Consider the following 14,337-nt stretch of genomic DNA (forward strand, 5'->3'; position numbering starts at 1 on the left):
TGACAGAAAGTGTTCTTTTTTTTATCCACGGCAGGCCGTTAAGCCTTGGTGTTTGCTCATCTTCGTGAGTCTAGGGGAAGAAGTTTCTCCTTAACTGGAAAAGTGTGAATAATTTGCGAACATTGGTGACAACCTGAAGGGAGGAGAAATCGGAAAACCTACAAAAATGCCGTTGACAACGGGATTGGGGTGCTGATATAATATTTGCCCTCATTTGACATGATGGGGTGAATGGGTTATAATTGACAAGGAAAGAGGTGGTAGTTGACAATGGCAAAAAATGCGCTATTGGAAATCAAACGCAGTTTGGAGCCCCATGTTGGGCAGAAGATCATGTTGAGAGCGAATGGTGGCCGTCGTAAGACTGTCGAGCGTTCCGGTGTTTTAGAAGAAACCTACCCTTCTGTGTTTATTGTGAAATTAGATCAAGAATCCCATGCCTTCAAACGAGTGTCATACAGCTACGCCGATATCCTAACCGAGTCCGTTGAAGTTACCGTATGCAACGATGATGGTCAGGTTCGCATCACTTACATACAGCATTAGCTTAATAGCGTTCCGATATTGAACAGGCCCTTGTGGCCTGTTTTTGCTTTGATTGATAAGAGTTTATAAGTTTTCAAGGACGGCGTAGCCGTTCATTTTGTATCTATCCGAACTATCAGGGCATAATACTATAATCGTCATCAATCCATGCTTATGATGGTTGCAGCGATCATTGTGCAAATGATAAGGAGGATTTGGTATGAGTCGAAGAAGAAGTGTAATGTCTGAGAATTTTAAATATGAGTTAGCGAAGGATCTTGGTTTTTACGATGTCGTGCAGCGAGAAGGCTGGTCAGGGATTCGAACTAAGGATGCAGGGAATATGGTGAAGCGGGCGATTCAAATAGCACAGGAGCATCTGGCCAAGCAATATGTTTCAGCTCCGACGAATGCTTATAACTCCTCGTCTAACTATCATCAGCCAACCGCAAGTCAGCCGGCATTTAATGGACAGGGCTATACAAACTATTCACCGTCATATAACAGTCATCATCAGCAACAAACGGGGGCTACGAATAATCCGCCGGCTGGCTACCAGCAGTCCTACCAGCAGTCCGGACAAGGAATGCAACGTCCGAATTACAGCTAAAGCAAATGCTTTAGCTTTTTTTTTATGCTTTTGTTATAATATCGGGGTGGCTAACGAGCAAAAGAAGGTGATCGGATGAAGATTTTTGAGAAAGCACCGGCTAAAATTAATTTGTCTCTTGATGTTTTACATAAAAGGCCAGACGGTTACCATGAAGTTGAGATGGTAATGACGATGGTGGACTTGGCTGATCGGATCGAAATGCAGGAGATGGCGCGCGACACGATTATTATATCGAGTCAGGCGGGGTATATTCCGCTCGATGAGAAGAATCTAGCCTTTCAGGCTGCGCGTCTCATTAAAGACCGCTACGACGTCAAACAGGGCGTCTATATTCACTTAGACAAGCGGATACCAGTGGCTGCTGGTTTGGCCGGCGGGAGCAGTGACGCAGCAGCAACCTTGCGAGGGCTCAACCGTCTCTGGAATCTGAATATCCCAAATGAGGAGCTTCAGGTGCTAGGCGCAGAGCTTGGCTCGGATGTGCCTTTCTGTGTGACAGGAGGAACTGCTCTTGCTACGGGGCGTGGCGAGAAGCTGGAGCATATCTCAGCGCCACCTCAGTGCTGGGTTGTCCTAGCGAAGCCGCCTATTAATGTGTCGACCTCAGAGATCTACGGAAAGCTGAACGCGAGAGAGATCAAGCATCATCCTTCTACGTCGGGTGTATTAAGTGCGATACGGGACAAGCAGTTCGATCGTTTGTGCGATAATCTAGGCAATGTCCTGGAGGAAGTAACGCTGGATCTGTACCCAGAGGTCAGGCATCTGAAGGAGTGTATGCAACGCTTAGGGGCAGACGGTGTATTGATGTCGGGCAGCGGGCCAACCGTCTTCGGTCTTGTTTCCAAGGAGGCGAAAGTGCCGCGCATCTATAACGGGCTGCGAGGCTTTTGTAAGGATGTTTACGCTGTGCGCATGCTGACCTAAAGTAGCTTAGTTGAGCCCCGTGACGGGGCTCTTTTTTCATCTTAAGGGGCATATTGGAAAGAGAAGGTGACGAATCCTAGGCGATGTTAGATGTATGTTAAGTTTGTGTTAACATATTTTTCATGGTTCGCTTGAACAAATACGTATAAAAGTGGTATATTTTCATTATAATATTCGGATTTTGGGGGGTAGTGCGATGAAAAAGTTGAAAAGGAGCGCTAGGCTGGTAGAAATGACACAATATTTGTTATTTCGCCCCCACTCGTTAATCCCTTTAACGACTTTTGCCGAGCGTTACAACTCCGCGAAATCTTCCATAAGCGAAGATCTTGCCATCATCAAGGAAGTTTTTGAAGAAGAAGGATTGGGCGAACTGAATACGCTGGCCGGAGCGGCTGGGGGCGTGAAGTTTTCACCGAAGGTACCCAAAGAAATATCACTGAAGTTTATCCAGAACCTATGTTTACAACTTCAACAACCAGAACGGATTCTTCCGGGCGGCTATTTGTATATGTCAGATATCATGGGACAACCCCAGTATTTGAACGAAATTGGCAAAACCTTTGCATCCGCTTTCGCAGGTCGCGACGTGGACGTGATTATGACCGTTGAAACCAAAGGAATACCGCTCGCGTATGCGACGGCCACTTATATGAATTTGCCAGTTGTAATTGTACGTAGAGACAGCCGAGTGACGGAAGGTTCTGCTGTTAGCATTAACTATGTGTCGGGCTCCAACAAGCGAATCCAGACCATGTCACTTGCAAGGCGCGCATTGAAGGAAGAATCCAAGGTGCTGATCATCGATGACTTCATGCATGTTGGCGGAACGATTCATGGCATGATGGACCTGCTAGCCGAGTTTAAAGCAACTGTACAAGGTGTTGGCGTATTCATGGAATCCTGCGAGGCCGAGGAGCAGTTGGTGGATAACTACGTGTCACTAGCTCGGCTATATGGCGTAGACTCCAAGACGAAACAAATTACGGTAGAGCCTGGCAACTATTTTGACGCTAAATAAAAGGAGATTCGTACAAATATGGAATTCATTTCAACATCAGCAGCACCTGCTGCTATCGGACCTTACTCACAAGCGGTTAAACTGGGTAACCTGTTGTTTACTTCCGGACAAATCCCGCTAGGCTTAGATGGTCAAATCGTAGAAGGCGGCATCAAGGAACAGGCGCATCAAGTTTTTGCAAACTTGCAAGGCGTGCTTGAGGCAGCAGGTTCATCATTCGGCCAAGTTGTGAAGGCGACTGTATTTCTGAAGGACATGAACCAATTTGGCGAGCTTAATGAGATCTATGCAAGCTACTTCGGTGACCACAAACCTGCTAGATCTACCGTTGAAGTTGCAAGATTACCTCGTGATGTTTTTGTCGAAATTGAACTAATTGCTGTGATTCCTGTCGAAATTTAACAGAAACATTAAGAACACATTAAATTATCAAAAATTTCAAAATAATAAGAAGGAATTTGCATGGAGATGTTGAATATATCACCCAAGTCTCAGAGATGGAAAAAGGTGGTGAACACAAGTGCAAATTACAGATGTAAGACTCCGCCGGGTAAACTCCGAGGGGAGGATGAAGGCGATTGCTTCTATTACCATTGATAACGAGTTCGTCGTACACGACATTCGTGTCATCGATGGCAATAACGGAATGTTCGTTGCTATGCCGAGCAAGCGAACACCAGACGGTGAATTCCGCGACATCGCTCATCCGATTTCGTCCACAACTCGTGAGAAAATTCAAGCAGCAGTACTTGCTGAATATGATCGCGCGGCTGTAGAAGAGGAAGTTATTGAAGAAGGCGCATAATTCAGATTATTGAGAGAGCCCTTGGGGCTCTCTTTTCTTTTGACAGGTAATGATGCTATATTGGGGGAAGAACTCATCGTTTTAGAGATAAGCTTTAGAGAGATATAAAGAGAAATCATGAATTCATAATAAAGGAGTTGGATATTCGTTGAAGCTCATGGCAATTGTGTTGGCTGCAGGACAAGGGAAACGAATGAAATCAAAGCTATACAAGGTGCTTCACCCGGTTGTTGGTAAACCGATGGTGGGTCACGTTGTAGATACGCTGGAACATATAGAAGTAACGCAAACCGTGGTGGTGGTTGGATTTGGTGCAGAAGCTGTAAAAGGCTACTTAGGTGATCGTGCCCAGTATGCGCTGCAAGAGCAACAGTTAGGAACGGGTCATGCCGTGCTTCAGGCCAAGGATCTACTTGGTGAGGAAGAGGGGATGACGGTTGTCATTTGCGGCGATACGCCTCTAATTACGGCAGCTACACTGAAAGAGACGATTGAACTACATCAACAATCGGGCGCAGCAGCGACGATTCTCACAGCGAAGTTGGGTGAGCCGACAGGTTACGGACGTATTATTCGCGGAGAAGATGGGCGCGTAGCACGTATCGTTGAGCAGAAGGATTGCTCCCCAGAGGAAGCCGCTGTTCAGGAGATTAACACGGGTACGTACATTTTTAATAATCGCAAAATGTTCAAAGCGCTAGCGTCAGTTACGAACAAGAATGTACAGAATGAGTACTATTTGACTGATGTTATCGGGATTATGACAAGTGCTGGCGAAGTTGTTCAAGGGTATTGCATGGCAGATCCAGCTGAATCGATTGGTGTGAACGATCGTGTGGCATTGTCCGAAGCGGAGCAACTGTTCAAAGCGCGGATTAACCACGAGCATATGTTGAATGGGGTTACGATTATCGATCCAATCAATACGTATATCGAGAAGGATGTAACGATTGGCGCAGATACGGTTCTGCTACCAGGGACGATATTGCGCGGAAACACCCAGATTGGTGAACTGTGTACGATTGGACCGCAAACTGAAATCATCGATTCCATTATTCGGGACGAAGTAACAATTAAGCAATCTGTTCTTCAAGAGGCTTATGTGGATAGTGAAACATCGATTGGGCCATTCGCGTATTTACGACCTGGCGCTAAGCTTGGCAAACAAGTGAAGGTTGGCGATTTCGTTGAGATCAAAAATGCGACGCTGGGTGAAGGAACGAAGGTTTCTCATTTGAGCTACGTTGGTGACGCAGTGGTTGGCACGAATGTGAACATCGGCTGCGGTGCTATAACGGTGAATTATGATGGGTTTAATAAAAACCTAACGGAAATCGGAAATGATGCGTTTATTGGCAGTAATGTCAATTTGATTGCGCCTGTGAAAATCGGCGATGGGGCTTATGTGGTCGCTGGCACCACGATCACACATAATGTGAACGAAGGTGATCTGTCTATCGCTCGTGTACGCCAAGAGAATAAAGCGGGTTATGCTGATAAAATTAAAGCGCGGATGAAGGCGAAGAAAGAAAATAAGGGTCGTTGATGGACCGTGCGTTGCCATATACGACGGAGTGATTGAGCAATAGGAATGGAACCTCTTAAGGCGGGGTACGCTAGCAATGAAGTGCTGCCCACTCAGCTTGGTTTACGTGGAAGCGTCCAGGCTGAGCGAGACCGATAGAGGTTCTTTTTCGTAAGCTAGTCCATGGATCAGCATCCAAATTAGGGTGTGTCCCTTCAATGAAAGCGCTTAATATCCAGGCCGCGAAACAAAAGTATGCTTCTTTCTGCTATAAAAGATACGATTAATCTTAACGAAATGACGGTTGTACATTTCAACGAAGCCTATATCCTTGTGCAGATTTTGATAGTATACTTGGACGGGTACGTCCGCATCGATATGATCTTGAAAATGATCATCTTCTGTAAGCTGTTGTCCATGAAGATACATCGTTCTTTTATCACCTACAGCTTTTATGGGATGGATAACATTAGGTAACAGGTATATTGTAAACAATAACCTTTAGAAGCGGGTTCCGCAAAGGTTTTTTAGTTTATCGATAGTTGAAAAAGAAAGTATTCATTTTTACTTTCTAGTCAACCTGGACAAACACGCTCGTCCCTCGAAGGACGGCGTATCCGTTTATCTATGGGGGGATTTTGAAAATTATGAAATGTTTTATCGGACTAGGAAATCCGGGAAAGCAGTATGAGCTAAATCGGCACAATGTTGGATTCATGGCAATTGATCGCTTTGCCGCCAAGTGGGGGATTACCTCTTTTCAGAATAAAGGAAAAGGGCTGCTCGCAGAAGGTAATGTGAACGGGACGAAGGTATATTTATTGAAACCAATGACGTACATGAACCTTTCAGGTGAATCCATGCGCGCCTTCCTTGATTTCTATAAAGCGAAATTGGAAGATGTCGTGATTGTTTATGATGATATGGACACATCCTTCGGTCAGATTCGTCTTCGTTATCAAGGGAGTCCAGGCGGACATAACGGTATTAAGTCCATTATTCAGCATGGGGGCACACAGATCTTTAATCGGATTCGAATTGGTGTGAATCGCCCGGCACCGGGCTATAATATTGCGGATTATGTACTGTCTAACTTTTCCAAAGATGAGATGAAATCCATTAACGACGTACTGGATTTAACCTGCGATGCCATGGAGTTTAGTTTGGGCGAGTCCTTCGAGAAAACGATGGCTAAGTTTAATAAATAATCACCACATGTAAACCTGCTGTATATAAGATGATATGTAAGCTCCATATTCGAAAATGACAATGGCAGATTCGGCTAAGTATTCCGAAGAATGGTCATACTAGGATGTAATCGAATTGTCGAAGGAGGCATACATATGATCAAGTATATTTGCAGGCATTGTCATACCTTTGTTGGGGAAATTAATCAGCGTGCGATTACCGAGCAGCAGTTAGGCTTCCATTTCTTGACCCCTGATGAGCGTAGAGATATAATATCGTATAATACGAACGGAGATGTTACGGTTAGGGTCGTTTGCGACTACTGTCATGAGGCATTAGAAGCGAACCCAGAATTATCCCTGCTAGCCAGTCCGTTGCAATAATTTATGATGAAGATAAAGAGTTAATAGCCGAGGCAAGTGTGCCGAGGCTTCTTTTTGTGAGGGGAGTGTACTTGTTTGCAAGCTTTAATTCAAGCTTTTTCTGCGGATTCCGACTTTCAAACGATCGTGACAGGCCTCAAGTCCGAAATGAAAGAGCAGCTCATCGCCGGTTTAACTGGCTCCTCCAGACAAGTGATGTTTGCCTCACTTGCGCGTGAGCTGGAGCGTCCGCTTTTCGTTGTTACGCACAATATGTTCGCTGCGCAAAAAATAGCGGAAGACCTCTTGGAGTGTCTGTCCCCTGATGAAGTGCTGCTCTATCCATCTCAAGAGCTTCTGACGACAGAAGAAGCGGCTTCAAGCCCAGAGATGCTAGCGCAGCGTATTGACGTTCTCACTAAACTTGCTGGCGGATTCCGCGGTGTAGTTATTGCACCTTTTGCTGGTGTGCGAAGATTGCTGCCACTCAAACAGGTGTTCGAGGAATCCCGAGTAACGATTAATGTCGGTGACACGGTTCAATTAGACGAGCTGCTGGCTTCTTTATCCAGTCTAGGCTATGAACGGGTTGAACGCGTAGAAACCAAAGGCGAAATGAGTGTGCGAGGCGGTATTCTCGATTTATTTCCGCTAACGTCGGAGAATGCGATTCGGATTGAGCTGTTTGATATCGAAGTCGACTCTATTCGGACTTTCGATGTAAGTGACCAACGGTCAATTGATAAACTAACAACGGTGACGATCCCCCCATGCCGCGAGATTCAAGCGGATAGAAAGCGGTTACAGTCAGCCGCACAGCACGCATATGAGCTGCTGCAAGCGCAGTTGGCGAAGATGAGCGAACGCTCAGCCAAAGACAAGCTGTTGGAGGTCGTAGGCCGCGATATCGAGCTTATGCGAGAAGGGCAGACGTTCCCAGGCATTTATAAATATATTTCTCTCCTATACACGGAAAGACAGACACTCATGGACTACATGCCCACAGACTCGATTCTCATTATCGACGAGCCTGCCCGCCTCCTGGAAACAGCGAAGCAGCTCGAGCGTGATGAAGCCGAGTGGATGATGCATGCGTTGACTGAGGGGAAGAGCTTGCCGGCTTTTGTGCTGTCCAAATCTTACGAGACCCTGCTGCACCGCAGACCGTTCCCGACGTTGTATGTGTCCCTTTTCCTTCGTCAGGTAGCGGGTATTCAGCCGCAGAATATCGTGAACTTCGTATGCCGTGTCATGCAAAACTTCCATGGGCAGATGAATCTTCTCAAGGCGGAGATGGAGCGGTGGAAGAAGAATGGCAGTAAGGTCATTCTTCTAGCGAATGGCGATGACCGTGCAGAACGTGTACGTCGTGTTCTTGGCGACTACCAGATTGAAGTTCCTGAGATTGTAGATGGCAATCTGCAAACAGGCTTTGAAATGCCTTCCATTCATCTCGTCGTGATTACAGAGGGTGAGATATTCACTCAGAAGCAGCGTAAAGCACGTAAAGTGGAGAAGAAGCTGGAGAACGCAGAACGGATCAAAAGCTATCAAGAGCTGAAGGTCGGCGATTACGTTGTTCACGTCAATCACGGGATCGGGAAATACGTTGGCATCGGCACGTTAGAGGTTGGCGGGATTCATAAGGATTATTTGCATATTATGTACGCCGGCGGCGATAAGCTGTCTGTTCCGATTGATCAAATTGATTTGATTCAGAAGTATGTCGGTTCCGAAGAGAAAGAACCGAAGGTATATAAACTTGGCGGCGCTGATTGGGCACGGGTGAAAAGCAAAGCACGCGCATCCGTCAAAGATATTGCTGATGAGCTGATTAAGCTGTATGCCGAGCGTCAAGCTGCGACGGGTTACGGATTTAGCAAGGATAGCTCCTATCAGAACGAGTTCGAAGCGATGTTTCCTTACGATGAAACACGGGATCAACTTCGTGCGATTGAAGAAATTAAAACGGATATGGAAAAAGCACGTCCTATGGATCGATTGTTATGCGGAGACGTTGGCTACGGCAAAACCGAAGTTGCCGTTCGTGCAGCCTTCAAGGCAGCGATTGACGGGAAACAGGTTGCTGTTCTCGTACCAACGACGATTTTGGCGCAGCAGCATTATGAAACGTTCCGTGAACGCTTCTCCGGTTATCCGTTCAATGTAAAAGTGTTAAGTCGTTTCCGTTCGAAGAAAGAACAGACGGAGGTCATGAAAGGGGTCAAGAAAGGCGTCGTTGACGTCGTGATTGGAACTCATCGCCTCTTGTCGCAAGACATTCAGTTTAAGGATCTAGGTTTGCTCATCGTCGATGAGGAGCAGCGCTTCGGTGTGTCCCACAAAGAGAAGCTCAAGCGTTTGAAGACGAACGTGGACGTGCTGACGCTAACGGCGACGCCAATTCCAAGAACGTTGCATATGTCCATGCTGGGCGTTCGTGACTTGTCAGTTATTGAAACCCCGCCAGAGAACCGCTTCCCGGTTCAGACCTATGTGGTGGAATACGGGCCGACGCTGGTTAGAGAAGCTATCGAACGTGAGCTAGCGCGTGAGGGGCAAGTCTATTATCTTTACAATCGCGTGCAAGGCATTACACAAATCGCTGATCAAATCTCGATGATGATTCCGGATGCACGTGTAACCGTAGCGCATGGTCAAATGGGTGAGCAGGAGCTCGAGAAAACGATTCTCGATTTCTTGGACGGGGAGTACGATGTTCTCGTCAGCACGAGCATTATCGAAACCGGCGTAGACATCCCGAATGTGAATACACTTATTGTCCATGATGCGGATAAAATGGGCCTTTCTCAGCTCTATCAGCTGCGCGGACGTGTAGGCAGGTCGAATCGCGTCGCTTATGCGTATTTCACGTATCAGCGTGATAAAGTGCTGACAGAAGTAGCCGAGAAACGACTTCAAGCGATTAAAGAGTTTACAGAACTTGGTTCAGGCTTTAAAATTGCGATGAGGGACTTATCCATTCGTGGCGCAGGAAACTTATTGGGTGCTGAACAGCACGGCTTTATTGCATCTGTCGGCTTTGATTTGTACTCGCAAATGTTAGCCGAAGAAATTGCAAAGCTGAAGCTTGCGATAGATGGAGAAGCGGTCATTCCAGAACCGGAATGGCATACGTCAATCGACATTCAATTGGATGCGTATCTGCCATCTGATTACATCTATGACAGCATGCAAAAAATCGAAATTTACAAAAAAGTGGCCGCCATTCGTACGCTGGAAGAAGCCGCGGATCTGCATGATGAGCTCGTTGATCGCTTCGGCGATCTGCCGCAGGCCGTGTTCAACCTACTGACAGTGGCTCGTTTGAAAGCATACGGTTCGGATTACCGGATTGAAACGATTAGCCAAAAAGGGGAGGATTACCTAATCAAGGTGCATATCGACCAGAATGGCAGGCTGGATGGCCAGAAGCTGCTCGCCTTGTCCAAAGGCTTTGATGGTCGTATCAAATTGAACGCAGATCCGCAGCTACTTATTGTTATCCGATTTAAAGGCATGAAGCCGGAAGCCTCCATCGAATTGTTGGAGAAATTCTTGGTACAATATAAGGATGTTCTGAAAACGAAAGGGGAATTACAGGATGTTGCCAAATGAAACTAGCAGACAACGACGTACTTCGAAAAAATGGATATTAAGTTTGGTGACAGTAGTCCTTGCATTCTCTGTCCTCAGCGCGTGTGGAGACAAAAAGGAAGGCGCTGCAACAGCTTCGCCTTCCGCATCAGCGGCTGCTACAGGTAATCCAAGCGATATTATTGCTACGTACAAAGAAGGCGGGAAAATTACACGGGGTGAATTCAATTCTTTCATCAACGTAAATAAAATGTTTTCCCCGCAATTAGCTCAATACTTGGCAGATCCAGCTTTTCAACAAGATATGTTGAAGCAAATGGTTACTTTCCGTGTTCTTTCCGCTAAAGCGGACGACAAAGTGAAAGCGGATGCTGACAAACAAGTAACAGAGCAAATGAAAGCCATCACCGATTACTTCGGTAAGCAAGAAGGCGGAATGGACAAGCAGTTGAAAGACAACGGGATCGAATTGAAAGATATCGAGTCCTTGATGAAATTAAGCTTCTACACAATGGGCAGCATGGAAAGCAAAATTACGGACCAAGCGGTTCAAGATGCTTACAAAGAACAGGCAGCTGCACATGCGTTTGACGTTGCAACCGTTAGTCACATCCTGATCGCGTTGAAGGATTCTGCAACACAAAAAGATCTTCGTACGAAAGAAGAGGCGCTCAAGATAGCGAAAGAAGTAAAGGCGAAGTTGGATGCAGGCGGCGATTTCGCAGCACTTGCGAAAGAATTCTCTGATGATCCAGGTTCCAAGGATGTAGGCGGTACGTACAAAGATGCGAACATCAATGAATGGGTAACAGAGTTCAAAGATGCAGCAAGCACGCTTCCATTGAACAAAATCAGTGATCCTGTAGAATCCACTTTCGGTTATCACGTGATGAAAGTAGAATCCAGAAGCACGAAGCAACTGGATGATACACTTAAAACACAAATCAAATCTCAGCTTGCAGAGAAATCCTTGTCTKAATTTGCTGAAACGGAGTATCCGAAATTGATCGAAACGAATAACCTTCCTAAAGTGGAAGCGGCGCCAGCGCCAGCAGCTAGCCCTGCAGCTAGTCCTGCAGCAAGCCCGGCGGCAAAGTAAGAACTTACCAGGATGTCCGATAAGGGACATCCTGTTTTTATTTCACATTTTTGGACATGATAAGCGCAGCAGGGTGCAGAGCTAAATAAAGTAAATTGCTTAGTCGAGGCGTCTGCATAGAAGAATGGGAAGTGAAGAATACTATGGATAGATTTCAAGTTCCCACCAAATCCCGATCTAGCATACAAGGTTTCATGCTCGTGTCGTATCTAATTCGAAAGCGGAAAGTGAGGCATCTAGAGGTATGAAAGCAACTGGAATTGTCCGTCGGATAGATGATTTAGGGAGAGTTGTAATCCCCAAGGAAATACGGCGCACCCTACGCATTCGTGAAGGTGACCCTTTGGAAATTTTCGTGGATCGTGATGGAGAAGTTATTCTGAAGAAGTATTCACCGATTGGTGAGCTTGGTGATTTTGCGAAGGAATATGCGGAGTCCCTGTTTGAAAGCACCAATCATGTTGCCTTGATTTCGGATCGAGATAATATTATTGCTATGGCTGGCGGATCTAAGAAGGATTACTTAGAGAAATCAGTTGGGGCGATCATAGAGTCTTGCATGGAAAATCGTAAGGCTGTTATTGAAAGCAGTTCAGGTCAATTCGAGATTATTAAGGATAACAATGAAACATTCACTTCCTTCGTAGCTGCGCCAATTGTAGCAGGAGGAGATCCCATTGGTTCGGTAATCCTGATTTCGAAGGACGAGAATGTGAAAATGGGTAATATGGAAGTTAAAATGGTTGAGACTGCTGCGGGATTCCTAGCGAAGCAGATGGAGCAATGAACACATAATTCCAAACGAAGGCTTCCTTACGGAGATGATGCATCTGTAAGCGAAGCTTTTTTTGTCTGAACTGGCAGATTTCGCTATAATACGTACATAGGAAACATGTTGGTGTAAAGGAGTAAATCGGAATGAGGGTCACCGGCAAGGAGCAAGATCAGCAGAAACAAGGGCTCCAGAGGCATGGTGATGGTAAACAGAACAAGCTGTTAAAGGGCGCTGCGCTGCTTGGGGGTGCGGCTGTGCTCTCTAAGCTACTAGGGACGCTGCAGAAGATTCCTTTGCAAAACGTAGCTGGAGATGTAGCTTTTGGTATTTATAATGCGGTTTATCCGCTCTATATTCTGATCTTATTTGCAGCCACGGCTGGATTTCCAGTCGCGGTGTCTAAATTTGTAGCCGAACGCGTCATGGAAGGAGATCATCCAGGCGCGAAACGGATTGTGGTCGTCTCATCTGCGCTATTAATGAGTGCAGGGCTTCTCTTATTTCTCCTGCTGTATCTTGGTGCGGAGACGATCGCTGGCTGGATTGGCATTACGCAGACCGCGACAGCGATCCGCAGTGTATCTTTTGCCCTGCTCTTATCTCCCGTTCTTGCTGTCCTGCGAGGGTATTTCCAAGGGTATCAAAACATGGTGCCTACCGCGGTCTCGCAAGTCATCGAACAGCTCATTCGTGTAATTACAATGGTCGCGCTATTGTTGTATCTGGTGGCGCTTGCCTATGATGAGGCCTGGATCGCGGCAGGGGCCACATTTGGCTCTGTGACAGGCGCTGGAGCGGGTCTAGTGGTGATGGCTGTGTTTTGGCGGCGAGAGCGACGTCAGGATGCTAGGAAAGCGACAGCAGCCGGCTCAGAAATGGAGCAAGCGATCTCATCTTGGCAATGGGCCAAACGAATTACGGTATATGCGATCCCAGTCTGTCTAGGTGCTATCGTCGTGCCGCTGCTCACGCTCGTGGATACGTTCACCATGCCACGGTTGCTTGAAGCTTCGTTCGGCAGCGAGCTGGAGGCCATGCGTCAGTTTGGTCTTTATAACCGTGGGTTTCCACTTGTCCAGTTGGTCGTGATGGTGGCCTCCTCGATGTCGGCTGTCTTGGTGCCGGCTATTGCGGAAGCTAAGCTAAGCGGGCGAGTGGATCTCATCCGCTTTCGCGCGGAGATGTCCGTCAGGCTCGCATGGTTGATCGGGCTTGGCGCGTCGTTTGGCCTCGCCTTCTTGGCCGTTCCGATCAACCTGATGCTCTATACGAGCACCGAGGCGAGCTGGACGATGGCCGTGTTGGCCTTCACGGCCTTATTTAGTACGCTGAACGCTGTCAGTGCCAGCGTTCTCCAGGGCGCCGGCGCGATCCGCACACCGGCGAATGCCCTGCTCGTTGCCATCGTGCTGAAAGCACTCGGCAACATCGTGTTGGTGCCCCGCTGGGGCATCGACGGCGCCGCGCTCAGCGCGGTGATCGCCTACGCCGCTGCGGCGGGGCTGAACCTGGTGCAGCTGCGCCGCAGCACCGGGGTGCGCTTCGCGCTGCGGCCGTACGCCGTCAGTCCCACGCTTGCCGTGGGGCTGATGGGCGGAGGCCTCGCAGCGCTGCAAGGGCTAGCCATGCTCGCTACGGCGGCATGGCACGTGCCGGAGCGATGGGGAGCTAGCGCCATCGCTCTCATTGGCGTAGCCGGCGGCGCGGCCGTCTACGCGCTTGCGCTGATGCGCAGCGGCAGCATCAGCCGCGAGGAGCTGCGGCTGATGCCGGAACTGGAGCGGAAGCTGGCGCCGCTCCTCGCGAAGCTGCGGCCGCGGAGGTCTTCGCGCGGCCGTCCCAAGTAGCGGCTGTTTTACACCCGCCAACTAACTTTCACAAATTGCCCTGCTCGGCAAAT

13 protein-coding genes and 1 pseudogene are annotated in these 14,337 nt (G+C 47.6%); 13 read left to right on the forward strand and 1 reads right to left on the reverse strand.

The window, feature by feature from the left end:
* The first annotated feature begins 270 nt into the window (after positions 1-270).
* The 7 genes and pseudogenes from veg to glmU all read left to right on the forward strand — a co-directional run bounded on the left by veg (position 271) and on the right by glmU (position 5,437).
* Positions 271-546, forward strand: coding sequence for a biofilm formation stimulator Veg (gene veg, locus AC1DLM_RS22465; protein ID WP_028557365.1), 276 nt, complete (start codon positions 271-273; stop codon positions 544-546).
* Between the two features lie 199 nt (positions 547-745).
* Positions 746-916, forward strand: a pseudogene (locus tag AC1DLM_RS22470) (small, acid-soluble spore protein, alpha/beta type); the annotation flags it as partial.
* Positions 917-1,210: 294 nt separating this feature from the next.
* On the forward strand, positions 1,211-2,065 hold the full coding sequence (gene ispE / locus AC1DLM_RS22475) for a 4-(cytidine 5'-diphospho)-2-C-methyl-D-erythritol kinase (protein ID WP_056617998.1): 855 nt from the start codon (positions 1,211-1,213) through the stop codon (positions 2,063-2,065).
* Positions 2,066-2,261: 196 nt separating this feature from the next.
* Positions 2,262-3,086: a pur operon repressor gene (gene purR, locus AC1DLM_RS22480; protein WP_171629527.1), complete on the forward strand. Its 825-nt coding sequence runs from the start codon at positions 2,262-2,264 to the stop codon at positions 3,084-3,086.
* Positions 3,087-3,104: 18 nt separating this feature from the next.
* Positions 3,105-3,488 carry a RidA family protein gene (locus AC1DLM_RS22485; protein WP_441991515.1) on the forward strand — a complete coding sequence of 128 codons (384 nt, stop codon included), beginning with the start codon at positions 3,105-3,107 and terminating at the stop codon, positions 3,486-3,488.
* Positions 3,489-3,606: 118 nt separating this feature from the next.
* On the forward strand, positions 3,607-3,891 hold the full coding sequence (gene spoVG, locus AC1DLM_RS22490) for a septation regulator SpoVG (RefSeq protein WP_028557369.1): 285 nt from the start codon (positions 3,607-3,609) through the stop codon (positions 3,889-3,891).
* Between the two features lie 148 nt (positions 3,892-4,039).
* Positions 4,040-5,437: a bifunctional UDP-N-acetylglucosamine diphosphorylase/glucosamine-1-phosphate N-acetyltransferase GlmU gene (gene glmU / locus AC1DLM_RS22495; protein WP_441991516.1), complete on the forward strand. Its 1,398-nt coding sequence runs from the start codon at positions 4,040-4,042 to the stop codon at positions 5,435-5,437.
* Between the two features lie 207 nt (positions 5,438-5,644).
* Here glmU and AC1DLM_RS22500 read toward each other — a convergent pair whose 3' ends face one another.
* Positions 5,645-5,845, reverse strand: a complete 201-nt coding sequence (locus tag AC1DLM_RS22500) for a hypothetical protein (RefSeq protein WP_171629525.1) — start codon at positions 5,843-5,845, stop codon at positions 5,645-5,647.
* A gap of 218 nt (positions 5,846-6,063) precedes the next feature.
* On the opposite strand from AC1DLM_RS22500, the gene pth reads away from it, so the two are divergent.
* The 6 genes from pth to AC1DLM_RS22530 all read left to right on the forward strand — a co-directional run bounded on the left by pth (position 6,064) and on the right by AC1DLM_RS22530 (position 14,284).
* Positions 6,064-6,624, forward strand: a complete 561-nt coding sequence (gene pth / locus AC1DLM_RS22505; RefSeq protein ID WP_056617983.1) for an aminoacyl-tRNA hydrolase — start codon at positions 6,064-6,066, stop codon at positions 6,622-6,624.
* A 135-nt stretch (positions 6,625-6,759) separates the two neighbouring features.
* A complete protein-coding gene (locus AC1DLM_RS22510) occupies positions 6,760-6,987 on the forward strand; it encodes an anti-sigma-F factor Fin family protein (protein WP_056617980.1) in 228 nt (75 codons plus the stop codon).
* A 75-nt stretch (positions 6,988-7,062) separates the two neighbouring features.
* Positions 7,063-10,584, forward strand: a complete 3,522-nt coding sequence (mfd, locus tag AC1DLM_RS22515) for a transcription-repair coupling factor (RefSeq protein WP_441991517.1) — start codon at positions 7,063-7,065, stop codon at positions 10,582-10,584.
* Positions 10,571-11,662, forward strand: coding sequence for a peptidylprolyl isomerase (locus AC1DLM_RS22520; RefSeq protein ID WP_477571248.1), 1,092 nt, complete (start codon positions 10,571-10,573; stop codon positions 11,660-11,662). Before mfd ends, AC1DLM_RS22520 begins: the two co-directional genes overlap by 14 nt.
* A 244-nt stretch (positions 11,663-11,906) precedes the next feature.
* Positions 11,907-12,449 (forward strand): stage V sporulation protein T, encoded by a 543-nt coding sequence (spoVT, locus tag AC1DLM_RS22525; protein WP_171629522.1) that lies wholly within the window; start codon positions 11,907-11,909, stop codon positions 12,447-12,449.
* Between the two features lie 131 nt (positions 12,450-12,580).
* Positions 12,581-14,284, forward strand: coding sequence for a putative polysaccharide biosynthesis protein (locus AC1DLM_RS22530; RefSeq protein WP_477571249.1), 1,704 nt, complete (start codon positions 12,581-12,583; stop codon positions 14,282-14,284).
* Positions 14,285-14,337 lie beyond the last annotated feature (53 nt).

It is taken from the genome of Paenibacillus sp. 01T442 (genome assembly GCF_056398345.1).

What these genes read in the sequence shown, in the direction of transcription:
- purR (WP_171629527.1), top strand. Translation starts at nt 2,262, where the DNA reads ATGAAAAAGTTGAAAAGGAGCGCTAGGCTGGTAGAAATGACACAATAT.
- AC1DLM_RS22530 (WP_477571249.1), top strand. Translation starts at nt 12,581, where the DNA reads ATGAGGGTCACCGGCAAGGAGCAAGATCAGCAGAAACAAGGGCTCCAG.
- ispE (WP_056617998.1), top strand. Translation starts at nt 1,211, where the DNA reads ATGAAGATTTTTGAGAAAGCACCGGCTAAAATTAATTTGTCTCTTGAT.
- AC1DLM_RS22510 (WP_056617980.1), top strand. Translation starts at nt 6,760, where the DNA reads ATGATCAAGTATATTTGCAGGCATTGTCATACCTTTGTTGGGGAAATT.
- spoVT (WP_171629522.1), top strand. Translation starts at nt 11,907, where the DNA reads ATGAAAGCAACTGGAATTGTCCGTCGGATAGATGATTTAGGGAGAGTT.
- AC1DLM_RS22485 (WP_441991515.1), top strand. Translation starts at nt 3,105, where the DNA reads ATGGAATTCATTTCAACATCAGCAGCACCTGCTGCTATCGGACCTTAC.
- veg (WP_028557365.1), top strand. Translation starts at nt 271, where the DNA reads ATGGCAAAAAATGCGCTATTGGAAATCAAACGCAGTTTGGAGCCCCAT.
- AC1DLM_RS22500 (WP_171629525.1), bottom strand. Translation starts at nt 5,845, where the DNA reads ATGTATCTTCATGGACAACAGCTTACAGAAGATGATCATTTTCAAGAT.
- pth (WP_056617983.1), top strand. Translation starts at nt 6,064, where the DNA reads ATGAAATGTTTTATCGGACTAGGAAATCCGGGAAAGCAGTATGAGCTA.